We start from the raw sequence: 22,025 nt of genomic DNA, 5'->3' as shown, positions 1-22,025 counted from the left end.
TGGCCGTCGCCGTCTGCTGCGCGAGCGCGGGAACGCCCGCGCCGCGCGTGGCCGGGGGAGTGCTGGGCGGGACGCCGGCGCTCGCCCTGGTGGCGTTCGACAGCACGGTGCCGCAGTGGGAGATCCTGGTCATGCTCGCCGTGATGTTCCTCGGCACCGCCGTCCACCGTGCCGAACACGGCCACACCACCTGGCGGGTCGCGGCCTGTGCGGCGGCCGTGGTGCTGCTCTGCGCGGTGGGCAGCGCCTGGTACCACGGCGACGGCCACCACTTCACCCGGCGCGGCTGGACCACGGCGTTCCTGCCGGCCGCGCTCACCTTCGCCGTCGGATTCGCCGTGCGGCGGCGTCGGATCCCGCGTGCGACGGCCGCGCTCGGCGTCATCAGCTACTCCGTCTACCTGCTGCATCCGGTGCTGCTCGCGGCGGTCGACGGCACGCTCGGCCGACAGCGGCGGGCTGACGTACGCCTGGGTCGAGGCGCCGGGCCAGGCATGGGGCCGCAGACTGACCCGCCGCACGGACGGCGAACGCTGAACCGTCCGCGCGGACCGCCGTCGGCCCCTCAGCCGCCCGACTGCGCCTCCGACAGCCAACTTCCGCAGCTCGTCCCGCAACGACCGCTGAAACGACGTCAGCAGGGCCTGCACGACCAGCGGACGCATCTGCGCGGTCAGCGACCGCACGTCCTGCGCGTCCCGCTCGGCCACCGTCTCCCGCAGCAGCCCGGACAGCTCCTGCGCCGCCGCGCGCCGCGAGGATCACCTCCTGCGACAGCGGTACGTCGAGCAGCCGCACCCCGAGCGGAAGCAGCCCGGAGTCGACGCGGTACCGGCCGTCGGCCGCCGCCTCCATGACGTCCATCGCCACCAGCCGCCGTACGTCCTCCTCGGACAACGGCCGCCCCGCCCGCCGCCGGAGCTCGTCCCGGCTCACCGTCTCCCCGGTGTCCGGCGCCCAGGAGGCCACCACCGCCCGGTGGACGGCGAGATCGTCCGCGTCGAGCCCGGGCGGCAGCTGCCCCAGGTAGCGCTCGATCGCCGCCAGGGTCATGCCCTGCCGCTGCAACTCCTCGATCAGCTCCAGCCGCGCGAGGTGCTCCGGGCCGTAGTGCCCCACCCGGCGCGGGCCGATCACGGGCGGCGGCAGCAGACCCCTGGTGCCGTAGAAGCGGACCGTGCGGACCGTGACCCCCCGCACGTGCGGCCAACTCGTCGACCGTGAGGGCCGGCCCGTCGGTCTCGATCGTCATGAACAGCAGTATCGCCGTCGTGTCAGTGGCATCGCCTACGGTGGCGTCATGTCGGAGATCACATATGCCCGGGGTGACGCCACCGTGCCGTCGGTGAAGGGCGTCAAGGTGATCGCCCATGTCTGCAACGACATCGGGGGATGGGGCAAGGGCTTCGTCCTGGCCCTCTCCCACCGCTGGCCGGAGCCGGAGGCGGCGTATCGCGCCTGGCACCGTGAGCGCGCCTCCAACGACTTCGGTCTGGGCGCGGTCCAACTCGTGCGGGTCAAACCCGACGTCTGGGTCGCGAACATGATCGGCCAGCGCGGCATACGTACGGGCAGCAAGGGCGTGCCCGTGCGCTACGACGCCATTGACACGGCCCTGGCCCGCCTGGCGCACCGCGTCCTCGAACTCGACGCCTCCGTGCACATGCCCCGGATAGGCTGCGGGCTTGCCGGCGGCAAGTGGTCCCGCGTGGAACCGCTCGTCACCGAACGGCTCGTGCGCCAGGGCATACAGGTGACGGTGTACGACCACGGGGACGGGTAGCGTCCGCTCCTTCCGTCGCGCCGCGGTCAGGCCGATACCGACAGCCAGGGCGCCGACAGGAGCCCGGGGAGCAAGTGTCCGGCGTCCGTTCGGGGTCACAAACGCCCTCTTCTGTAAGGGAGTTGACCGATGTACCGTCCCGCGCATGCCGAAACGCACGCGCTTCACGATCTGGAGAACGCTCGCGACCGCCGCCCTCACCCTGCTGGTGGCAGGCTTCCTCACCCCGGTGACCGCCCACGGCGCCCCGCGCGAGAGCAGGCCCGTCTACTCCTACGCGCAGGCGATCCGCGAGGCCGTCTGGGTCGACACCGGACTCGACGGCGACGGCGACGGGAGACACGACCGCGTCGCCGTCGACATCGTCCGCCCCCGTGAACCCGCCGCCCAGGGCCGCAAGGTGCCCGTCATCATGGACGCCAGCCCCTACTACTCCTGCTGCGGACGCGGCAACGAAAGCCAGCGCAAGACGTACGACTCGGCGGGCGACGTCGTCCAGATGCCGCTGTTCTACGACAACTACTTCGTGCCCCGCGGCTACGCCTTCGTCGGCGTCGACCTGGCCGGCACCAACCGCTCCGACGGCTGCGTGGACGTGGGCGGCCGCTCCGACATCCTCTCCGCGAAGGCCGTCGTCGACTGGCTGAACGGCCGCGCCAGGGCGTACACCACCCGCACCGGCACCACCACCGCCAAGGCGGGCTGGACCAACGGCAGAACCGGCATGATCGGCAAGAGCTGGGACGGCACCATAGCCAACGGCGTCGCCGCCACCGGCGTGAAGGGCCTCAGGACCGTCGTCCCGATCGCCGCGATCTCCTCCTGGTACGACTACTACTTCTCGCAGGGCGCTCCCCTCTACGACTCGGGCCCCGACTGGCTCTCCGACTACGTCGACAGCCCCGACGCCCGGGCCAAGTGCGCCGCCGTCCAGCGGAAACTCGTCGACGAGGCCCCGCGCACGGGCGACCGGACGTCCCTGTGGACCGAGCGCGACTACGTCAAGGACGCGCGCAGGGTGCGGGCGAGCGTCTTCCTCGTCCACGGCATGCAGGACCTCAACGTCCGCACCAGGCACGTCGGCCAGTGGTGGGAAGCCCTCGCGAAGAACGGTGTCGAGCGCAAGATCTGGCTCTCCCAGACCGGCCACGTCGACCCCTTCGACTTCCGCCGCGCCGCCTGGGTCGACACCCTGCACCGCTGGTTCGACCACGAACTCCTCGGCTACGACAACGGAATCGACGGCGAGCCGATGGCCGACATCGAACGCCACCCCGACCAGTGGGTCACCTCGAAGGCCTGGCCGCCACGCGGCACACACACCACGACCCTGCACCCGGCCACCGGCACCCAGCCGGGAGTCGGCACCCTCGGCCCGCGCCAGAGCACGGGCACCGAGACCTTCACCGACGACCCGCGGCTCAGCGAGACCGACTGGGCCGCGCAGATCGACACCCCCACCCCCGCCAAGGCCGGCTTCGTCACCGGGCCGCTCACCCGGGACCTGCGCCTGTCCGGCTCCTCACAGGTCACCGTCACCGCCACCCCCACCACCGCGACGGCCCACCTCAGCGCCGTCCTCGTCGACCTCGGCCCCGACACCATCCGCGACTACGCGGCCGGTGGCGAGGGCATCACCACCCTCACCGACCGCACCTGCTGGGGCGAGAGCACGGCCGGCGACAGCGCCTGCTTCAAGGACACCGGGGCAAAGACCACCGACGTCGACTTCACCGTCCTCAGCCGCGGCTGGGCCGACCTCGGCACCTACGCCGATCCCGGCAAGGGCGTCCCGCTCACTCCGGGCAAGCGGTACACGATCACCCTCGACCTGGCCGCCACGGACCACGTCGTCCCGGCCGGTCACCGCCTTGCGCTGATCGTCGCGGGCACCGACAGGGATCTCATCGATCCGCCCGCGGATGCGCCCGCGCTGACGGTGGACCTGGCCCGTACCTCGGCCAGGGTCCCCTTCGTGGGCGGCATGACAGCGTTCGCAGCGGCGACGGCGGGGGTGGAGCCGGGGCGGTCTGCAACCGGTCCGCTTGACGGTGTGCGCGCACCGCGCAGCACGTATCGGGTTCCGTAGCGGCTGCTGCGGTCCGTCGGCCGGCTGCGGGTGCGTTGTGGCTCGTCGCGCCCGCGCGGCGGAGCCGCAGATCGACACGGCCCCGCGCCCCTTCAGGGCGTTGCAGCTCAGGGCGTTGCAGCCGAGGGGGTGGCCAGTGCGGCCGCCTCCTCGGCGCAGCCCCAGGCCACTGTCACGCCCGCGCCGCCGTGGCCGTAGTGGTGCACCACCGCCCGACCGTCCGGCAGCGTCTCCCGCTCCAGGCGCACCGCGGGCCGCACCGGGCGCAGGCCCACCCGGTGCTCCAGGATCCGTGCCCCGGCGACCTCCGGGCGCAGTGCCGCGCACCGCCGTACGATCGCCTCGGCCTGCGCCGGGTCCGGTTCCCCGGACCAGTCGTCGTCCTGGGCCGTGCCGCCCAGGAGCAGGCGGCCGGGCTGCGGGAAGAGGTAGGCCAGTTCGGCGCCCGAGGTGTCGGCGACGAGCCAGGTGTCGATCCCGGGGTTCTCGACCACGACCAGCTGCCCGCGCTGCGGCCGTACCGACGGATCGCCCACCAGCTCCCGCGCGCCCAGGCCCGTGCAGTTGACGACGACCGGCGCCTCGGCCTCGGCCAGATCCGTCACCGTACGCTCCTCGACCGAGCCGCCCGCCCGCCGCAACCGCTCCCGCAGCCACGGCAGATGCACCGCCATGTCGATCAGCGGCAGCCGCGCCCACACCGCGGCCCCGCCCGGGTACTCCCGCTCGGTCGCCCGGCGCAGCACCGCCAGCCGGCCCGCCGCCCAGTCCTCGACCTCGGCCGGGTCGACCCCGCCCATGGCGCCCTCCACCAGCCGCACCCCGGCCTCCTCGGACCGGCCGGCCAGCTCCTCGTACACCTCCAGCGAGCGCAGCGACCAGCGCCGCGCCGCGGCCATCGGCTCGATGTGGTACGGCCACCACAGCGCACCGGCCACCGCCGAGGTGGTCCGCTCCACCGGGTCCCGCGTCCACACCCGCACCCGCCGCCCACGCTCGGCGAGGACGACGGCCGTCGTCAGCCCGACGACCCCGCCGCCGATCACGACGACCTCACTGCCCGATGCACCGACCACGTCCGGACGATAGACGAACGAACGGCAGGACGGCGAGCCGTGCCCGGGAAACCCGCGCGCCCGCCCCTCCCCGCGGCCACTAGGATCTACGACCTGTGACCGCCACCCTCGTCGTCAAGAACCTCGCCGCCGGACACGGCGACCGCTCCCTCTTCTCCGGGCTGGACCTCGTCGTCGCGCCCGGTGACGTGATCGGGCTGGTCGGTGCCAACGGCGCGGGCAAGTCCACCCTGCTGAGGCTGCTCGCCGGGCTCACCGCGCCCGAGCAGGGCGAGCTCAGGCTCTCCCCGCCCACCGCGACCGTCGGCCATCTGCCCCAGGAGCCGGAGCGCCGCCCCGGCGAGACCGTCCGGGAGTTCCTCGCCCGCCGCACCGGTGTCGCCGAGGCCCAGCGGGCCATGGACGAGGCGACCCAGGCCCTGGTGGACGGCACCCCGGGCGCCGACGACGCGTACTCGACGAGCCTGGAGCGCTGGCTCGGCCTCGGCGGCGCGGACCTCGACGAACGCGCCGAGGAAGTCGCCGACTCCCTCGGTCTCGGCGTCGGCCTGGACCAGCCGATGACGTCCCTGTCCGGCGGCCAGGCCGCCCGCGCGGGCCTCGCCTCCCTCCTCCTCTCCCGCTACGACGTCTTCCTCCTCGACGAGCCCACCAACGACCTCGACCTCGACGGCCTGGAACGACTCGAACGCTTCGTGACCGGCCTGCGCGCCGGGACGGTCGTCGTCAGCCACGACCGCGAGTTCCTCACCCGCACCGTCACCAAGGTCCTCGAACTCGACCTCGCCCAGCAGCGGATCAACCTCTACGGCGGCGGCTACGACGCCTATCTGGAGGAGCGGGACGTGGCCCGCCGGCACGCGCGCGAGGACTACGAGGAGTACGCCGACAAGCGGTCCGCCCTCCAGGACCGCGCCCAGATGCAGCGTTCCTGGATGGACAAGGGCGTGAAGAACGCCCGCCGCAAGGCGAACAACGACAACGACAAGATCGGCCGCAAGTTCCGCAGCGAGGCCAGCGAGAAGCAGGCCGCGAAGGCCCGGCAGACCCAGCGCATGATCGAACGGCTGGAGGTCGTCGAGGAGCCCCGCAAGGAGTGGGAGCTGCGCATGGAGATCGCGTCCGCCCCGCGCTCCGGCGCGGTGGTCGCCACGCTGCGGGACGCGGAGGTACGGCGGGGCGACTTCACTTTCGGCCCGGTGACCCTGCAGATCGACTGGGCCGACCGGGTCGCGGTCACCGGTGCGAACGGCGCGGGCAAGTCGACGCTGCTCGGCGCGCTGCTGGGCCGGATCCCCCTCGACGGCGGGCACGCGGCACTCGGCTCGGGTGTCCTGGTCGGCGAGGTCGACCAGGCGCGCAAGCTGTTCCACGGCTCGGAGTCCCTGCTGGACGCCTTCTGCGCGGCCGTCCCCGACACCGAACCGGTCGAAGTCCGCACCCTGCTGGCCAAGTTCGGTCTGAAGTCGGACCACGTGCTGCGCCCGGCGGCCACCCTGTCACCCGGCGAACGCACCCGCGCCGCCCTCGCCCTCCTCCAGGGCCGAGGGGTCAACCTCCTCGTCCTCGACGAGCCGACGAACCACCTCGACCTCCCGGCCATCGAACAACTGGAGTCCGCCCTCGACGCCTACGAGGGCACGCTGCTGCTGGTCACGCACGACCGCCGCATGCTGGACGCGGTCCATGTGACCCGCCGCCTGGAGGTGGCGGACGGCAAGGTGACGGAGCGTCAGGGCAGGCCCTGAGGTGCCGTGCCGTAACGGTCAGTGCCCGCCGGCCTCCCGCGCGGCCCGTTCCACCCGCTCCCGGTGCGCCGCCCACCACGCGGTGTCCCGCTCCGGCGTGTTGGCGCCGGTGGGGCGCTGACCGGTCGATCCGTCGATCAGTTCGCGGACGATGTCGGCGTGACCGGCGTGACGGTGGGTTTCGGCGATCATGTGGGTGAGGCTGTGGTGAAGCGTGATGCGGATGCCCTGGTCTCCGGGGATCAGGCCGACCGTGTCCAGGGGCAGGGTGGTGATCGTCTCGTCGGCGTGGGCGCAGGCCCGCCGGTACAGCCCGACGATCTCCTCACGGGTCTCGTCGGGCCGTGCCCACAGGTCCGCGTTCGGTTCGGCGTCCCCGGTGATCCACAGCGGGGGCCCGGCGAAGGGCCGGCCGTAGGTCGTCCCGAAGTACAGGGCCTCGGCGCCCGCCACGTGCTTGACCAGGCCCAGCAGACTGGTGCCGGTGGGTGTCATGGGCCGGCGCACGTCGTACTCCGACAGCCCGTCCAGCTTCCACAGCAGCGCGGTACGGGCATCCTGCAGATACTTCCGGAGATCCGACTTGGGATCATGGTCGCTCATACGGTCAGTCTGCCGACGGGAAGATCACCGGCAACCGGGTTTTCAGGCGAGGCGCGCGGCCAGTCCCGGGTAGTCGACGACGAACCCGTCCGCGTCGAAGACGACATCGGCGCGGAAGGTCCCGGAGGCGAACCGCACCCGTGAGCCGCGCTCTCCCGGGCCGAGGTGGGTGTACGTCTGCCAGGAGGACCGTACGGTCAGGGCCGGTACCGACACCCACGCCATCAGCAGCCGACGTTCCCCGGGCGTCCGGTGCAGCCCGTGCCGGAGCACCGGCATGGTGTTGGTGAGCGGGCACAGGCCCAGATCGCAGTCGACGGCGTCCCGGAACCCGGGCAGCGGCTCCCCGTCGGCCGTCCAGCCGCCCTGCCCGTCGTGCCGCAGATCAAGCGACCTGGTCCGCTCGGCCGTCTCGACACTCACCCGCAGACGCCGCGTCACGAAACCGCCGGCGGTGTCGAGGTCGTACGACACCCAGTACGGCTCCGGAACCGTCCCGACCGCGCGCCCCCGTGCCCGCAGCACCCCCTCACCCGTCTCGGCCCACGCGGTCTCGTAACCGCCGCTCGCCGAAACGCTCCAGGTGAGGACACGCGAAGTGGTCATACCGTCACTGTACGAGCGGACCGGTCCCCCGGCGCCCCACCGCCACCCGCCCCGCCCGCGTCGACAACGACCCCGGCCCACTCACCTTGACCACGGCCAGCCCCCGACCCACTCGCCTCACCCACGGCCCGCGCGTTGCCGGCCCCCGGCTGCTCGCCGCTGTCGCGGCGCGCGCCCTGCCTGGATCCGGCCGCCTTGCCTGAGCCACGGCTCGCGTGTTGTCGGTCTTGGCTGCTCGCCTTGGCCGCGGCCCGGCCTGGATCCGGTCCGCTCGCCTCGGCCACGGTCCGTGCCGTGCCTGGGTCGGGCCCGCTCGTCGTAGCCCGGCCGGGATCCGGTCCGCTCGCCTCAGTCGCGGCCCGCGCGTTGCCGGCCCCCGGCTGCTCGCCGCTGTCGCGGCGCGCGCCCTGCCTGGATCCGGCCGCCTTGCCTGAGCCACGGCTCGCGTGTTGTCGGTCTTGGCTGCTCGCCTTGGCCGCGGCCCGGCCTGGATCCGGTCCGCTCGCCTCGGCCACGGTCCGTGCCGTGCCTGGGTCGGGCCCGCTCGTCGTAGCCCGGCCGGGATCCGGTCCGCTCGCCTCCATCACGGCGGCCGCGCCTCAGCCGCGGCTCGCTCGCGTTGGATGCGGCCCCGGCCCGGCCAGGTCCGTATGCGTCCGCTGCGGCCCTGCCCCGGGCCGTGGACTTTCTCAGCCGCGGCCCTTCTTCGGGTCCAGCAGGCCCGCTCGGCGCAGGGCGTCGGCCATCGCGCTGTTGGCCGGTGGGGGTGCCTGGCGCGCCGCGCCGGTCCCGCGCTGGCCGCCGTTGCCGCCGCGCCGGTCGCCCTGTTGCCGCTGCTGCGGCGGGCGCCCGCCGGCCCGCTGGGGTCGGCCGCCGCCGGGGGAGCGGTCCTGGCCCTGGGGGGCCGCCTCGTCGTCCAGCCGGAGGGTGAGCGAGATCCGCTTGCGCGGGATGTCGACGTCGAGGACCTTCACCCTGACGATGTCACCCGGCTTGACGACGTCCCGCGGGTCCTTGACGAACGTCTTCGACAGCGCGGAGACATGCGCCAGCCCGTCCTGGTGGACACCGACGTCGATGAACGCGCCGAAGGCCGCCACGTTCGTCACGACGCCCTCCAGGACCATCCCGGGCGCAAGGTCGGAGATCTTCTCCACGCCCTCCTTGAACGTGGCCGTCTTGAACGCCGGCCGCGGGTCGCGCCCCGGCTTCTCCAGCTCCTTGAGGATGTCGCCGACGGTCGGCAGGCCGAACGTGTCGTCCACGAAGTCCGCCGGCCGCAGCGAGCGCAGCACGCCCGTGTTGCCGATGAGGGAGGCCACCTCCTGGCCGGAGGTCTTCACCATCCGCCGTACGACGGGGTACGCCTCGGGGTGCACGCTGGAGGCGTCCAGGGGGTCGGAGCCGCCCCGGATCCGCAGGAAGCCCGCGCACTGCTCGTAGGCCTTGGGGCCGAGCCGCGACACCTTCTTCAGTTCCGTACGGGACGTGAACGGCCCGTTGGCGTCCCGGTGCGCCACGATGTTCTCGGCGAGCCCGGAGGTGATGCCGGAGACCCGGGCGAGCAGCGGCGCCGAGGCCGTGTTGACGTCCACGCCGACGCCGTTCACACAGTCCTCCACCACCGCGTCCAGCGAACGCGACAGCTTCACCTCGGACAGGTCGTGCTGGTACTGGCCGACGCCGATGGACTTCGGGTCGATCTTCACCAGCTCGGCGAGCGGGTCCTGCAGCCGGCGCGCGATGGAGACCGCGCCGCGCAGCGAGACGTCCATGTCGGGCAGCTCCTGCGAGGCGAACGCGGAGGCCGAGTACACCGAGGCGCCCGCCTCGGACACCATCACCTTGGTGAGCTTCAGCTCCGGGTGCTTCGCGATCAGCTCACCGGCGAGCTTGTCGGTCTCGCGGGACGCCGTGCCGTTGCCGATCGCGACCAGTTCGACCGCGTGCTCCTTCGCCAGCCGCGCGAGCTTGGCGAGCGCCTCGTCCCACTTGTTCGCCGGGACGTGCGGGTAGATGACGTCCGTGGCGACGACCTTGCCGGTCGCGTCGACCACGGCCACCTTCACACCCGTACGGAAGCCGGGGTCCAGGCCCAGCGTCGCGCGCGTGCCGGCGGGCGCCGCGAGCAGCAGGTCGCGCAGGTTCGCGGCGAACACGTTCACCGCCTCGTCCTCGGCGGCCGTGCGCAGCCGCAGCCGCAGGTCGATGCCGAGGTGGACGAGGATGCGGGTCCGCCAGGCCCAGCGGACGGTGTCCGTCAGCCACTTGTCGCCCGGCCGGCCGCGCTCGGCGATGCCGAACCTCGACGCGACGATCCCCTCGTACGACGACGGGCCGGGCTGCTCGGAGGGCTCCTCCGGCTCCAGGACGAGGTCGAGGACCTCCTCCTTCTCGCCGCGCAGCATCGCCAGGATCCGGTGCGAGGGCAGCTCGGTGAACGGCTCGGCGAAGTCGAAGTAGTCGGCGAACTTCGCGCCCGCCTCCTCCTTGCCGTCGCGCACCTTGGCGGCCAGCCGCCCACGCCCCCACATCCGCTCGCGCAGCTCGCCGATCAGGTCGGCGTCCTCCGAGAACCGCTCGGTCAGGATCGCCCGCGCGCCCTCCAGCGCGGCCTGCGGATCGGCGACGCCCTTGCCGGCGTCGACGAACGCGGCCGCCGCCGCGAGCGGCTCCACGCCCGGGTCACCGAGCAGGCCCTCGGCCAGCGGCTCCAGACCCGCCTCACGCGCGATCTGCGCCTTGGTGCGCCGCTTGGGCTTGTACGGAAGGTAGATGTCCTCCAGCCGCGCCTTCGTCTCGGCGCCGCGGATCTGCGCCTCCAGTGCCTCGGTGAGCTTGCCCTGTTCGCGCACCGACTCCAGGATCGCCGTCCGCCGCTCCTCCAGCTCCCGCAGATAGCGCAGCCGCTCCTCGAGCGTGCGCAGCTGCGCGTCGTCGAGCATCTCGGTCGCTTCCTTGCGGTAGCGGGCGATGAAAGGCACCGTGGAGCCGCCGTCGAGCAGCTCCACGGCGGCCTTCACCTGCCGCTCCCGTACGCCGAGTTCCTCGGCGATCCTGCCTTCGATGGACCCTACGAGGGGTGTGGTCACGACCCGTACCGCCTTCTCCACTGAGGTTGCGCCGCAATTGTGGCAGGCGGGACCGACACTCGGGGATCAGGGCGCGGTCATCGGGCCGGTCATCAGGCCCGGCGGCTCCGCGCGGAGCCCGAAGCGCCGCCGAAGAGCCGGGCCAGCGCCCGGAACGGCAGCGTCACCACGGTGGCGATCGCGCCACCGATCTGCCGCAGTACGTCTGCGATCGCACGGAACACGAGCTTCCCCTTTCCTCTCCCCGGCCGCGGCGGCCGGGTGGAGTCCCGAGTACCGCGACGCCGCCCGGCCATGCCCCGGCCTCCGAAAGAACAGGGATGGAGGGATGGCAGAAAAGGTGGGGAACACGTCATTGCCGCCATGCCCGGGCCCGCGAAGAATCGTCCCCATGGCGCAGCGAACGGTCCTCTTCGTCCTCTTCGACGACGTCCAGAGCCTCGACGTCACCGGCCCCCTGGAGGTCTTCACGGGCGCCGAGCGGCACACGCCGGGGTCGTACCGCATCCGTACGGCCTCCCTGGACGGCGCCCCGGTGCGCACCTCCAGCGGGCTGACGCTGGTCCCGGACGAGGCCCTCACGCGTGCGCGTGTCCCACACACTCTCGTCGTCCCCGGCGGCCGGGGCACCCGGCGGGACGATCCGCAGCTCACCGACTGGCTGCGGATCCATGCCCCGCGCGCGGAGCGCCTCGTGTCCGTGTGCACCGGCGCGATCCCGCTCGCCGCGGCCGGGTTGCTGGACGGCCGCCGGGTGACGACCCACTGGGCCTACAGCGACACCCTCGCCCGGCACCACCCCGCCGTCCGGGTCGACCCCGATCCGATCTACGTCCGCGACGGCAGCGTCTACACCTCGGCCGGCGTCACCTCCGGCATCGACCTGGCACTCGCTCTGGTCGAGGAGGATCTCGGCCGGGACGCGGCGCTGACCGTCGCCCGGCATCTGGTCGTCTTCCTGCGCCGGCCCGGAAACCAGGCCCAGTTCAGCGCCCAGCTCGCCGCCCAGACCGCGCGGCGGGAGCCCCTGCGGGAGGTCCAGCACTGGATCACCGAGCACCCCGGCGCCGATCTGAGCGTCGAGGCGCTGGCCGCCCGCGCCCGGCTCTCCCCCCGCCACTTCGCCCGCGCGTTCCGCGCCGACACCGGCACCACCCCCGGCCGCTACGTCGACCGGGTCCGCCTCGAACACGCCCGTCGGCTGCTGGAGGACACCGCCGACGGCGTCGAGGAGATCTCCCGCGCCAGCGGCTACGGCACCCCCGAGGGCATGCGACGCGCCTTCGTCAGGGCACTGGGAACGGCCCCGGCGGAGTACCGCCGCCGCTTCCGCCCCGCCCCTGCCGCCGCCCCTGCCCCCGCCCACTGAAGACCGAGTGAGGAAACCGATGCAGATCGCCTTCGTCGTCTACGACCGTTTCACCGCCCTCGACGTCGTCGGCCCCTACGAGATGCTCTCCCGTGCCCCGGACGCGGAGGCCGTGTTCGTCGCCGGGAAGCCGGGACCGGTCCGCACGGAGACCGGTTTCCTCGCCGTCACCGCCGACAAGGCCCTGTCGGAGGTGCCCGCCCCCGACGTCGTGGTGGTCTCGGGCGGTCCGGGGCAGAGCGCGCTGATGGAGGACGAGCACCTTCTCGACTGGCTCCGGACCGTGGACGCGACCAGTACCTGGACGACCTCGGTGTGTTCCGGATCGCTGCTGCTCGCCGCCGCGGGTCTCCTGCGGGGCCGCCGGGCCACCTCGCACTGGCTGGCGCTGGAGCAGCTCAGGGCGTTCGGCGCCGAACCCACCGGTGAACGGGTCGTCTTCGACGGCAAGTACGTCACCGCGGCCGGTGTCTCGGCCGGCATCGACATGGGGCTCGCCCTGCTCGGCCGGATCGCGGGCGACGACCACGCCCGGGCCGTACAGCTGGGCACGGAGTACGACCCGCAGCCGCCCTACGACGCCGGCGCCCCGCACAAGGCGCCCGCGCACCTCGTCGACGCCCTGCGGGCCCGCAGCCGGTTCATCCTGGCGTGACGGTCCAGGTGAAGTGTGGCTCCCGGCGCTCCAGGAACGCGGCGACCCCTTCCGCGGTGTCGCCGCCGAGCCGGGCCTGGGCGGCCCAGTGGGCGTCCCGGTCGGTGTGGCCGTTCGCGAACTCCTTCGCGGCGGCCTGGGTCAGCCGGGAGCGTGAGACGAGGACGCGGGTGAACTCCGCGACCCGCTTGTCGAGTTCGTCCGCGGGCAGCACCTCGTCGACCAGACCGGTGCGCAGCGCCCGCTCGGTGTCGATCAACTCGCCGGAGAACAGGAGGTACTTGGCGGTCGCCGGGCCGACCAGTGCCACCAGCCGACGGGTGGCGGAGGACGGGTAGACGATGCCGAGCTTCGCCGGGGTCACCCCGAACAGCGCCCCCTCCTCGGCGAACCGCAGATCGCAGGCCGCGGCGAGCTGAGCGCCCCCGCCCACGCAGTACCCCTTCACGGCCGCCAGCGTCGGCTTGGGGAACGCCGCGAGGGCGTCCTCCGCCCGCACGGCCAGCTCCTGCGCCTCGTCCGGCGACCCCTGGAGCGTGGAGATGTCGGCGCCCGCGCAGAACGTGCCGCCCGCACCCGTCAGGACCAGCGCCCGTACCTCGGGATCGGCGGCCAGCGCCTCCAGCAGCGGGGGCAGCGCCGCCCACATCGCGGCCGTCATGGCGTTGCGCTTCGCCGGGTGGTGCAGGACGACGGTGGCGACCCCGTCGGTGACGCCGTGCAGCAGTTCGGGCTCCATGGTCCGGATGCTAACCTCCGCACCCCCGGCCCGGTCAGGGAGCGGTCGCGCATGCGACCGCCTTGGACGGTGGTGGTCGGAAACGCTCGATAATCGCTGACTTCTGGTCAGTCATACGGGGTGGCGCAGCTCGTTACCAACACTCGACGTGTGGTGACAATCGAGCGCGAGGGTGGCGACCGGACGATGGACAACCACGGGCGCGGGCCCGACCCACGCCCAGAGGGCGACGCGGACGCACCTGCCGGGTCCGCGGCGGACCCGGGGCGGCGGCCGCTGCCCTACGAAGGCGTCTGGCGGTTCACCGCACCCGCCGTGGACGCCTCCGTCCCGCAGGCCCGGCACGCCGTACGGGATCTGTTGCTGCGCCAGGGGGTGCCCGTCTCGGAGGACCTGGTCCAGGGGCTCCTGCTGATCGTCTCGGAGCTGGTCACCAACGCCGTCCGGCATGCCGCGCTGCTGTCGCCGACGCTCGCGGTGGAGGTGGCCGTCGGGGCCGAGTGGGTGCGGGTGGCCGTCGAGGACAACCACCCCTACCGCCCCACGGCCCTCGAGGCCGACCACGAGGAGACCAACGGACGCGGGCTGCTCCTGGTGCGGGAGATCACCAGGGAGGCGGGCGGGGTGTGCGACGTCGAGCACACGTCCGGCGGCGGCAAGGTGATCTGGGCCGCCCTGCCGCTCAAACCCGTCCGCCTGCCCTGAGCGCCCTGAGGCTCACCAGCCGGCCGACGGTCCCGTCAGTTCCCGTACCGCGGGCCGGGCCGCGTCCAGCACCGTCATGAACCACGCGGAGAACGTGTCCTTCGCATGCCGCTCGGCCAGCTCGGCGGGCGTCACGAACGCCGTGTCGCCGACCTCCTCCGGGTCCGGCCGGAGCGCCGACTGCACCATCCCGACGAAGAGGTGGTTGTACTCCTGCTCCACCAGGCCCGACGCCGGGTCCGGATGGTTGTAGCGGACCGTGCCCGCCTCCGCCATCAGCGTCGGGGACACCCCCAGCTCCTCGAACGTGCGCCGCGCGGCCGCCGCGAACGGTGCCTCACCGGGGTAGGGGTGACCGCAGCAGGTGTTGGACCACACACCGGGGGAGTGGTACTTGCCGAGCGCCCGCTGCTGGAGCAGCAGCCGGCCCCGCTCGTCGAAGAGGAACACGGAGAACGCGCGGTGCAGCAGGCCCGGCGGCTGGTGGGCCGTGAGCTTCTCCTCGGTGCCGATCGTCACGCCGTTCTCGTCGACCAGTTCCAGCAAAATCGCTTCCGCGGTGCCGCTCGACGAACTGTGCGCAGCGGTGGCAGGTGTGATCGGCATACCCATCCTTAGCATCGGTCCTCGCGTCCCCAGTCTGCCGCACGAGCCCGGCCCGCCCGGCGCTTCACGCAAACGCCGCGCCCGCCCGCGCACGGCGGCGGGTTCCGCGGGTGATCTTGCCCGGCGCCCCGGCCGGAGAACCGTCCTGAACGGGTGTGCGAATTGCTGGCCCCGTGACCTCGGCGGTTCACCGGCTCAGTGGCAGAGCCGCGCCTCGTGCTCCGCGTGGCCGACCGGCTCCAGCTGGAACGTGCAGTGCTCCACGTCGAAGTGGTCGCCGAGGCAGCCCTGCAGCTCGTGCAGCATCTTCTCGTGGCCGATCGCGTTCAGCACGTCCGAGCGCACCACCACGTGCGCCGACAGCACCGGCATCCCCGAGGTGATCGTCCAGGCGTGCAGATCGTGGATGTCCTCCACCCCGTCCAGGGCGACGATGTGGGCCCGTACCTCCGCCATGTCGACGTCCTTGGGCGCCGACTCCAGCAGCACGTCGAGCGTCTCGCGCAGCAGCTTCACGGTGCGCGGCACGATCATCAGGCCGATCACCAGCGAGGCGATCGGGTCGGCGTACTCCCAGCCGGTGGTGAGGATCACGGCCGCCGAGATCAGCACCGCGACCGAGCCCAGCGCGTCCGCCGCCACCTCCAGGAACGCCCCGCGCACGTTCAGGCTCTCCGCCTGGCCCCGCATCAGCAGCGTGAGCGAGATCATGTTCGCGACCAGGCCGACGGCGCCGAACCAGATCATCAGCCCGCCCTCGGTACCGGCCGGTGTGATGAACCGCTGCACCGCCTCGTACAGGACGTATCCGCCGACCCCGAGCAGCAGCAGACAGTTGGCGAGCGCCGCCAGGATCTCGGCACGCGCGTACCCGAAGGTGCGCTTGGTGCTCGCCGGACGGTTCGCGAAGTGGATGGCGAGCAGCGCCATGCCGAGGCCCAGGGCGTCCGTCGCCATGTGCGCCGCGTCCGCGATCAGCGCGAGGGAGTCCGCGAGGAGCCCGCCGACGATCTCGACCACCATGACGCCGAGCGTGATCGCCAGCGCGACGCGCAGTCTGCCGCGGTACGCCGCCGAGGCCGTACCGGTGGTCGGCGCGTGCGTGTGTCCGTGGCCGTGGTCGTGCCCAGCCCCCATGGAAAGCACCCTCCTGTGGTCGCCGGATCACAGTGAACTACGGGTGGGGGGTATCCGGCAACGCGGCACTGAACACCGTTGTCATGTGCCCTGACCTGCGGAAACGAAGTGCAGGTCAGGGCACCCTCAGTCGCGTTCAGCCACGGTGGTGCAGCCGCCAACCCCACCAGGCCGACTCCACCATCTCGCGTACCCCGCGCCGGGCCGTCCAGCCCAGCTCCCGTGCGGCCCGTTCGGCCGAGGCGACCGCCCGCGGCGCGTCACCCGGGCGCCGCCCCTCGACGACCGCGGGCCGGGTGTCGCCCGTCACCTCGCCGATCAGCGTGACCAGTTCGCGCACCGAGACGCCCTCGCCGCGCCCGATGTTGACGGTCAGATCGCCCCCGTCTCCGGCCGGCCGGCGGGCCGCCGCGAGATGCGCCTCGGCCAGGTCGGCGACATGGATGTAGTCCCGTACACAGGTGCCGTCCGGCGTCGGGTAGTCGTCGCCGAAGATCCGCGGGGCCTCGTCGCGGGTCAGCCGGTCGAAGACCATCGGCACGATGTTGAACACCCCGGTGTCGGCCAGCTCCGGCGCCGCGGCACCGGCCACGTTGAAGTAGCGCAGGCACGTCGTCGTGATGCCGTGCGCCTGTCCCGCCGCCCGCACCAGCCACTCCCCGGCGAGCTTGGTCTCGCCGTACGGGTTCACCGGGGCACAGGGGGTGTCCTCCGTGATGAGGTCCACATCCGGGTTGCCGTAGACGGCCGCGGACGAGGAGAACACGAACCGCCGCACCCCGGCCTCGGCCACCGCCTCCAGGAGCGTGGCCAGACCGCCGACGTTCTCCCGGTAGTACCGGGTGGGCCGCGCCACCGACTCGGCGACCTGCTTGTGCGCGGCCAGGTGCACCACACCCGTCACGGCGTGCCCGGTCAGGACCTCCTTGAGCAGGGCGGCGTCCAGCGACGAGCCCCGCACCAGCTCCACGTCCGCCGGCAGCCGGGCCGCGGACCCGGCCGAGAGGTCGTCCAGGACGACGACGCGCTCCCCGGCGCCCGTCATGGCCCGCGCCACATGGGCCCCTATGTATCCGGCTCCGCCGGTGATCAGCCACGTCATGGCCGCCCACCCTATGCCGAGCCCCCGCGTCGCCCGCAATGTCCCCTATGTCAGACACATGGCCCGGTGGCTCGTGCTCCGGAGCCGCGCGGTTTGTGGGGCGGGCCGCCGATCGATGATGATGATCTCGGCAAAGGCCGGTCACACCGTGCCGCCGAACCGTGTTGACCGGAGCTGAACGGCCGGTGAACGTGGCCTTCCCGGCATCCGATAGCCTCTGCCGACATGCCGCCCGCCCGGCCCCGACCGGGGCAGGCCGAGGGCGCCTCCATCGTGTACACGACCGGCGCGGACGCGTCGGGACCCAGGGAGTGAGTTCGGTTGCCGACCGCCATCCTCACCGGTCAGCCGGTACCCGGATCGTCGATCGAGGGCGACCTGCGCTCCCTCGGTTTCGACGTCCGGCAGGCCGCCGACGCCGCCGATACCGAGGCGCTGCTCGCCGACGTGCCGGCCCGGGAGCGGGTCGCCGTCGTCGACGCCGGCTTCGTCGGCCATGTGCACGCCCTGCGCCTCGGCCTCACCGACCCGCGCTTCCCGCTCGCCGCGATCCCGGGCGCGCTCACCGCGCAGCCCGCCGGCCGCCCGGCCCTCACCCGCGCGCTGGCCCACGAGAACTCCGCGAGCGGCGGCACCGCCCATGGGGGTGCCCCCGCGCGAGCGAAGCCGAGCGTGGGGGACGTGGACAGCCTCGCCGACCGCGTCGTCACCGCCCTCGACACCGACGGCGTGGGCGTCCACCGCCCCGAGCTGGGCAGTCTGGTCGCCGAGGTCCCCGCCGACCCGCAGGCCCGCAACGAGGCACGGCAGGCCGTCGCCGCCGTCGACGACGAGGCCGTACGCCTGAAGTCGGCCGTGAAGGCCCGCGACGGGTTCTTCACCACCTTCTTCATCAGCCCGTACTCCCGCTACATCGCCCGCTGGTGCGCCCGCCGGGGCCTCACTCCCAACCAGGTCACCACCGCCTCCCTGATCACCGCGCTGATCGCGGCCGGGTGCGCGGCCACCGGCACCCGGGGCGGCTTCGTCGCGGCCGGTGTCCTGCTGATCGCCTCGTTCGTACTGGACTGCACCGACGGCCAGCTCGCCCGCTACTCCCTGCAGTACTCCACGCTCGGCGCCTGGCTGGACGCCACCTTCGACCGGATCAAGGAGTACGCCTACTACGCGGGCCTCGCCCTGGGAGCGGCACGCGGCGGCGACGACGTCTGGGCGCTGGCGCTCGGCGCGATGATCCTGCAGACCTGCCGGCACGTGGTCGACTTCTCCTTCAACGAGGCCAACCACGACGCCACCGCCAACACCAGCCCCACCGCCGCCCTCTCCGGCAGGCTCGACAGCGTCGGCTGGACGGTCTGGGTGCGCCGGATGATAGTCCTGCCCATCGGCGAACGATGGGCCATGATCGCCGTCCTCACGGCGGCCACCACTCCCCGCATCACCTTCTACGCGCTCCTCGTCGGCTGCGCCTTCGCGGCGACGTACACGACGGCGGGGCGCGTACTGCGGTCGGTGACGCGCAGCGCGCAGCGCACGGACCGGGCGGCGCAGGCGCTGGCGGATCTGACGGACAGCGGCGCGCTCGCCCAGTTGTTCGCGCGCTTCCTGCCGAGCCAGCTCCCCGTGCTGGCGCCTGTCCTCGCCGCCATCGGCGCCGTATGTCTCGTGCTGGCGGCCTGGATCGACGGGCCGGGCTGGTCGGTCGTCGTGTGCGCCGCCGTCTACGTCCTGCTGTCCGCCGACGCCGTCTCGCACCCTCTCAAGGGCGCCCTCGACTGGCTGATCCCGCCGATCTTCCGCGCCGCCGAATACGGCACCGTCCTGATCCTGGCAGCCAAAGCGGACGTGAACGGAGCCCTTCCTGCGGCTTTCGGCCTGGTGGCCGCCGTCGCCTACCATCACTACGACACGGTGTACCGCATCCGCGGCAACGCCGGAGCGCCCCGGGCCTGGCTGGTGCGCGCCACAGGGGGGCACGAAGGGCGGGCACTGCTCGTCGCCGTCCTTGCCGCGCTGCTCACCGCCTCGCAGTTCAAGGTCGCGCTCACGGCGCTCGCCGTGGCCGTCGCCCTGCTGGTGCTCGTCGAGAGCATCCGCTTCTGGGCGTCCGCAGGGGCGCCCGCCGTACACGATGAAGGAGAACCCGCATGATCGGCCTCGTGCTGGCGGCCGGCGCCGGACGGCGTCTGCGCCCCTACACCGACAGCCTGCCCAAGGCGCTGGTGCCGGTGGGGCCCGCGGGCATAGAGGGCGAGCCCACGGTCCTCGACCTGACCCTCGGCAACTTCGCCGAGATCGGGCTGACCGAGGTCGCGGTCATCGTCGGCTACCGCAAGGAGGCCGTGTACGCGCGCAAGGAGGCGCTGGAGGCGAAGTACGGCCTCAAGCTCACCCTGATCGACAACGACAAGGCCGAGGAGTGGAACAACGCCTACTCCCTGTGGTGCGGCCGTGACGCCCTCAAGGACGGGGTGATCCTCGCCAACGGTGACACCGTGCACCCGGTCTCCGTCGAGCAGACCCTGCTCGCCGCCCGCGGCGAGGGCCGTCGCATCATCCTGGCGCTGGACACGGTGAAGAACCTCGCCGACGAGGAGATGAAGGTCGTCGTCGACCCCGAGAAGGGCATGACGAGGATCACCAAGCTGATGGACCCCGCCGAGGCCACCGGCGAGTACATCGGCGTCACGCTCATCGAGGGCGACGCCGCCCCCGAGCTCGCCGACGCACTCAGGACCGTGTGGGAGACCGACCCGCAGCAGTTCTACGAGCACGGCTACCAGGAGCTGGTGAACCGGGGCTTCCGCATCGACGTCGCGCCGATCGGCGACGTGCAGTGGGTGGAGATCGACAACCACGACGATCTCGCCCGCGGACGGGAGATCGCGTGCCAGTACTGACCCGGCTCATCCCCTCGCCGGTCGTCGTGGACATCCGCCCGGGTGCCCTCGACGACCTGGGATACGTCCTCGCCGACGAGCGCATCTCGCACTCCGGGAAGCTCGCCGTCGCCGTCAGCGGCGGCTCGGGCTCCCGGCTGCGCGAGCGGCTCACGCCCCTGCTGCCCGGCGCCACCTGGTACGAGGTCGGCGGCGGCACCCTCGACGACGCGGTCCGGCTGGCCGGCGACATAAAGGCCGGCCACTACGACGCGGTCGTCGGCCTGGGCGGCGGCAAGATCATCGACTGCGCCAAGTTCGCCGCGGCACGGGTCGGCCTCCCGCTGGTCGCCGTCCCCACGAACCTCGCGCACGACGGCCTGTGCTCCCCGGTCGCCACCCTCGACAACGACGCGGGCCGCGGCTCCTACGGTGTGCCCAACCCGATCGCCGTCGTGATCGACCTGGACGTCATCCGCGAGGCCCCGGTGCGGTTCGTGCGCGCCGGCATCGGCGACGCGGTGTCGAACATCTCGGCCATCGCCGACTGGGAGCTCGCCAACCGGGTCAAGGGCGAGAAGATCGACGGCCTCGCCGCCGCGATCGCCCGCCAGGCCGGCGAGGCGGTCCTGCGCCACCCCGGCGGCATCGGCGACACCGGCTTCCTCCAGGTGCTGGCCGAGGCGCTGGTGCTCAGCGGCATCGCCATGTCGGTGTCCGGCGACTCCCGCCCGTCCTCCGGCGCGTGCCACGAGATCAACCACGCCTTCGACCTTCTCTTCCCCCGGCGCGCCGCCGCCCACGGCGAGCAGTGCGGCCTCGGCGCCGCCTTCGCGATGTACCTGCGCGGAGCCCACGAGGAGTCGGCCAACATGGCCGAGGTGCTGAGAAGGCACGGGCTGCCGGTGCTGCCGGAGGAGATCGGCTTCACCGTGGACGAGTTCGTCCGCGTGGTGGAGTTCGCCCCCGAGACCCGGCCGGGCCGCTACACGATCCTCGAACACCTCGACCTCAAGACCGAACAGATCAAGGACATCTACGCCGACTATGTCAAGGCCATCGGTAGCTGAACTCAGACCGGTCGTCCACCCTCCGGGGGTGAAGGACCGGCGCAGCGGTGAGCACTGGATGGGACGCCTCTACATGCGTGAGGTGTCCCTGCGGGTGGACCGCTACCTGGTGAACACCAGGGTCACGCCCAACCAGCTCACGTACCTGATGACCGTCTTCGGCGTGCTCTCGGCCCCGGCATTGCTCGTGCCGGGGATCCCGGGCGCCGTGCTCGGCGTCCTCTGCGTCCAGCTGTACCTGCTGCTGGACTGCGTCGACGGCGAGATCGCGCGCTGGAAGAAGATGTACTCGCTCAACGGGGTCTACCTCGACCGCGTCGGCGCGTACCTCACCGACGCCGCCGTGCTGGTGGGCCTCGGGCTGCGCGCCGCCGACCTGTGGGGCAGCGGCCGTATCGACTGGCTGTGGGCCTTCCTCGGCACGCTGGCCGCGCTCGGCGCGATCCTGATCAAGGCCGAGACCGACCTGGTCGGCGTCGCCCGCCACCAGGCCGGCAAGCCGCCGGTCAAGGAGGCCGCCGCCGAGATGCGCTCCTCCGGCATGGCGCTGGCCCGCCGGGCCGCCGCCGCGCTGAAGTTCCACCGGCTGATCCTCGGCATCGAGGCGTCCCTGCTGATCCTGGCCCTGGCGATCGCCGACCAGGTCCGCGGCGACCTCTTCTTCACCCGGCTCGGTGTCGCCGTCCTCGCCGGTATCGCCGTGCTGCAGACCCTGCTGCACCTGGTGTCGATCCTCGCGTCGAGCAGGCTCAAGTGAGTGCCCTGA

At 72.6% G+C, this 22,025-nt stretch carries 19 protein-coding genes and 2 pseudogenes; 11 read left to right on the top strand and 10 right to left on the bottom strand.

The genetic code is table 11. From position 1 onward, the window contains the following. Positions 1-47: 47 nt before the first annotated feature. A pseudogene (locus ACLZN2_RS05855) lies at positions 48-389 on the top strand (acyltransferase); the annotation flags it as partial. 207 nt (positions 390-596) lie between these two features. Here the strand turns inward: ACLZN2_RS05855 and ACLZN2_RS05850 are convergent. Continuing rightward, a pseudogene (locus tag ACLZN2_RS05850) lies at positions 597-1,252 on the bottom strand (MerR family transcriptional regulator); the annotation flags it as partial. Between the two features lie 48 nt (positions 1,253-1,300). On the opposite strand from ACLZN2_RS05850, the gene ACLZN2_RS05845 reads away from it, so the two are divergent. Further along, positions 1,301-1,783: a macro domain-containing protein gene (locus ACLZN2_RS05845; protein WP_416977549.1), complete on the top strand. Its 483-nt coding sequence runs from the start codon at positions 1,301-1,303 to the stop codon at positions 1,781-1,783. Between the two features lie 145 nt (positions 1,784-1,928). Further along, positions 1,929-3,872: a Xaa-Pro dipeptidyl-peptidase gene (locus ACLZN2_RS05840; RefSeq protein ID WP_416977289.1), complete on the top strand. Its 1,944-nt coding sequence runs from the start codon at positions 1,929-1,931 to the stop codon at positions 3,870-3,872. A 107-nt stretch (positions 3,873-3,979) separates the two neighbouring features. Here ACLZN2_RS05840 and ACLZN2_RS05835 read toward each other — a convergent pair whose 3' ends face one another. Further along, positions 3,980-4,948 carry an NAD(P)/FAD-dependent oxidoreductase gene (locus tag ACLZN2_RS05835; protein WP_416977288.1) on the bottom strand — a complete coding sequence of 323 codons (969 nt, stop codon included), beginning with the start codon at positions 4,946-4,948 and terminating at the stop codon, positions 3,980-3,982. 95 nt (positions 4,949-5,043) lie between these two features. Here ACLZN2_RS05835 and ACLZN2_RS05830 point away from each other — a divergent pair, with 95 nt between their 5' ends. Then, positions 5,044-6,696: an ABC-F family ATP-binding cassette domain-containing protein gene (locus ACLZN2_RS05830; protein WP_416977287.1), complete on the top strand. Its 1,653-nt coding sequence runs from the start codon at positions 5,044-5,046 to the stop codon at positions 6,694-6,696. 18 nt (positions 6,697-6,714) lie between these two features. Here ACLZN2_RS05830 and ACLZN2_RS05825 read toward each other — a convergent pair whose 3' ends face one another. From ACLZN2_RS05825 to ACLZN2_RS05810, 4 genes are all read right to left on the bottom strand, one after another. Next, on the bottom strand, positions 6,715-7,299 hold the full coding sequence (locus tag ACLZN2_RS05825; protein WP_416977286.1) for a DinB family protein: 585 nt from the start codon (positions 7,297-7,299) through the stop codon (positions 6,715-6,717). Positions 7,300-7,341: 42 nt separating this feature from the next. Then, the gene (locus tag ACLZN2_RS05820) at positions 7,342-7,905 is read right to left on the bottom strand and encodes a putative glycolipid-binding domain-containing protein (RefSeq protein ID WP_416977285.1); all 564 of its coding nucleotides are present in this window, start codon (positions 7,903-7,905) and stop codon (positions 7,342-7,344) included. Positions 7,906-8,594: 689 nt separating this feature from the next. Continuing rightward, a complete protein-coding gene (locus ACLZN2_RS05815) occupies positions 8,595-10,997 on the bottom strand; it encodes a Tex family protein (RefSeq protein ID WP_416977284.1) in 2,403 nt (800 codons plus the stop codon). Positions 10,998-11,089: 92 nt separating this feature from the next. Beyond that, complete coding sequence (locus tag ACLZN2_RS05810; protein ID WP_416977283.1) at positions 11,090-11,221, bottom strand: LPFR motif small protein; 132 nt, start codon at positions 11,219-11,221, stop codon at positions 11,090-11,092. 167 nt (positions 11,222-11,388) lie between these two features. Between ACLZN2_RS05810 and ACLZN2_RS05805 the strand changes: the two genes are divergently transcribed. Together ACLZN2_RS05805 and ACLZN2_RS05800 are read left to right on the top strand one after the other, a co-directional pair. After that, positions 11,389-12,366 (top strand): GlxA family transcriptional regulator, encoded by a 978-nt coding sequence (locus ACLZN2_RS05805; RefSeq protein ID WP_416977282.1) that lies wholly within the window; start codon positions 11,389-11,391, stop codon positions 12,364-12,366. Positions 12,367-12,385: 19 nt separating this feature from the next. After that, positions 12,386-13,021, top strand: a complete 636-nt coding sequence (locus ACLZN2_RS05800; RefSeq protein WP_416977281.1) for a DJ-1/PfpI family protein — start codon at positions 12,386-12,388, stop codon at positions 13,019-13,021. On the opposite strand, the gene ACLZN2_RS05795 is transcribed toward ACLZN2_RS05800, so the two are convergent. After that, positions 13,008-13,760 (bottom strand): enoyl-CoA hydratase/isomerase family protein, encoded by a 753-nt coding sequence (locus ACLZN2_RS05795; RefSeq protein ID WP_416977280.1) that lies wholly within the window; start codon positions 13,758-13,760, stop codon positions 13,008-13,010. The two genes, ACLZN2_RS05800 and ACLZN2_RS05795, sit on opposite strands and share 14 nt — an antisense overlap. Before the next feature lie 186 nt (positions 13,761-13,946). On the opposite strand from ACLZN2_RS05795, the gene ACLZN2_RS05790 reads away from it, so the two are divergent. Further along, entirely contained in the window at positions 13,947-14,465 is a 519-nt protein-coding gene (locus ACLZN2_RS05790) for an ATP-binding protein (protein WP_416977548.1), read from the top strand. A 12-nt stretch (positions 14,466-14,477) separates the two neighbouring features. Here the strand turns inward: ACLZN2_RS05790 and idi are convergent, their stop codons facing one another. The 3 genes from idi to galE form a co-directional block, all read right to left on the bottom strand. After that, complete coding sequence (idi, locus tag ACLZN2_RS05785) at positions 14,478-15,071, bottom strand: isopentenyl-diphosphate Delta-isomerase (protein WP_416977279.1); 594 nt, start codon at positions 15,069-15,071, stop codon at positions 14,478-14,480. Between the two features lie 195 nt (positions 15,072-15,266). Continuing rightward, positions 15,267-16,208, bottom strand: a complete 942-nt coding sequence (locus ACLZN2_RS05780) for a cation diffusion facilitator family transporter (RefSeq protein WP_416977278.1) — start codon at positions 16,206-16,208, stop codon at positions 15,267-15,269. A gap of 136 nt (positions 16,209-16,344) precedes the next feature. Continuing rightward, entirely contained in the window at positions 16,345-17,310 is a 966-nt protein-coding gene (galE, locus tag ACLZN2_RS05775) for a UDP-glucose 4-epimerase GalE (RefSeq protein ID WP_416977277.1), read from the bottom strand. A 321-nt stretch (positions 17,311-17,631) separates the two neighbouring features. Here galE and ACLZN2_RS05770 point away from each other — a divergent pair, with 321 nt between their 5' ends. From ACLZN2_RS05770 to ACLZN2_RS05755, 4 genes are read left to right on the top strand one after another with little or no spacing between them, the layout of a single operon-like run. Continuing rightward, a complete protein-coding gene (locus ACLZN2_RS05770; RefSeq protein ID WP_416977276.1) occupies positions 17,632-19,461 on the top strand; it encodes a DUF5941 domain-containing protein in 1,830 nt (609 codons plus the stop codon). Further along, positions 19,458-20,210, top strand: coding sequence for a sugar phosphate nucleotidyltransferase (locus ACLZN2_RS05765; protein WP_416977275.1), 753 nt, complete (start codon positions 19,458-19,460; stop codon positions 20,208-20,210). Before ACLZN2_RS05770 ends, ACLZN2_RS05765 begins: the two co-directional genes overlap by 4 nt. After that, positions 20,198-21,259 (top strand): iron-containing alcohol dehydrogenase family protein, encoded by a 1,062-nt coding sequence (locus tag ACLZN2_RS05760; RefSeq protein ID WP_416977274.1) that lies wholly within the window; start codon positions 20,198-20,200, stop codon positions 21,257-21,259. Before ACLZN2_RS05765 ends, ACLZN2_RS05760 begins: the two co-directional genes overlap by 13 nt. Further along, the gene (locus tag ACLZN2_RS05755) at positions 21,237-22,016 is read left to right on the top strand and encodes a CDP-alcohol phosphatidyltransferase family protein (RefSeq protein WP_416977273.1); all 780 of its coding nucleotides are present in this window, start codon (positions 21,237-21,239) and stop codon (positions 22,014-22,016) included. Before ACLZN2_RS05760 ends, ACLZN2_RS05755 begins: the two co-directional genes overlap by 23 nt. Positions 22,017-22,025 lie beyond the last annotated feature (9 nt).

Source organism: Streptomyces sp. T028, assembly GCF_048159505.1.
Taxonomy (GTDB): Bacteria; Actinomycetota; Actinomycetes; order Streptomycetales; family Streptomycetaceae; genus Streptomyces.
This window is presented reverse-complemented; position numbering and strand designations above follow the sequence as displayed.

Bases quoted from the DNA above. Each gene is read 5' to 3' on its own strand.
- ACLZN2_RS05845 (WP_416977549.1), top strand. From the start codon at position 1,301: ATGTCGGAGATCACATATGCCCGGGGTGACGCCACCGTGCCGTCGGTG.
- ACLZN2_RS05840 (WP_416977289.1), top strand. From the start codon at position 1,929: ATGCCGAAACGCACGCGCTTCACGATCTGGAGAACGCTCGCGACCGCC.
- ACLZN2_RS05825 (WP_416977286.1), bottom strand. From the start codon at position 7,299: ATGAGCGACCATGATCCCAAGTCGGATCTCCGGAAGTATCTGCAGGAT.
- ACLZN2_RS05820 (WP_416977285.1), bottom strand. From the start codon at position 7,905: ATGACCACTTCGCGTGTCCTCACCTGGAGCGTTTCGGCGAGCGGCGGT.
- ACLZN2_RS05805 (WP_416977282.1), top strand. From the start codon at position 11,389: ATGGCGCAGCGAACGGTCCTCTTCGTCCTCTTCGACGACGTCCAGAGC.
- ACLZN2_RS05800 (WP_416977281.1), top strand. From the start codon at position 12,386: ATGCAGATCGCCTTCGTCGTCTACGACCGTTTCACCGCCCTCGACGTC.
- ACLZN2_RS05795 (WP_416977280.1), bottom strand. From the start codon at position 13,760: ATGGAGCCCGAACTGCTGCACGGCGTCACCGACGGGGTCGCCACCGTC.
- ACLZN2_RS05790 (WP_416977548.1), top strand. From the start codon at position 13,947: ATGGACAACCACGGGCGCGGGCCCGACCCACGCCCAGAGGGCGACGCG.
- idi (WP_416977279.1), bottom strand. From the start codon at position 15,071: ATGCCGATCACACCTGCCACCGCTGCGCACAGTTCGTCGAGCGGCACC.
- ACLZN2_RS05780 (WP_416977278.1), bottom strand. From the start codon at position 16,208: ATGGGGGCTGGGCACGACCACGGCCACGGACACACGCACGCGCCGACC.
- galE (WP_416977277.1), bottom strand. From the start codon at position 17,310: ATGACGTGGCTGATCACCGGCGGAGCCGGATACATAGGGGCCCATGTG.
- ACLZN2_RS05765 (WP_416977275.1), top strand. From the start codon at position 19,458: ATGATCGGCCTCGTGCTGGCGGCCGGCGCCGGACGGCGTCTGCGCCCC.
- ACLZN2_RS05755 (WP_416977273.1), top strand. From the start codon at position 21,237: ATGTCAAGGCCATCGGTAGCTGAACTCAGACCGGTCGTCCACCCTCCG.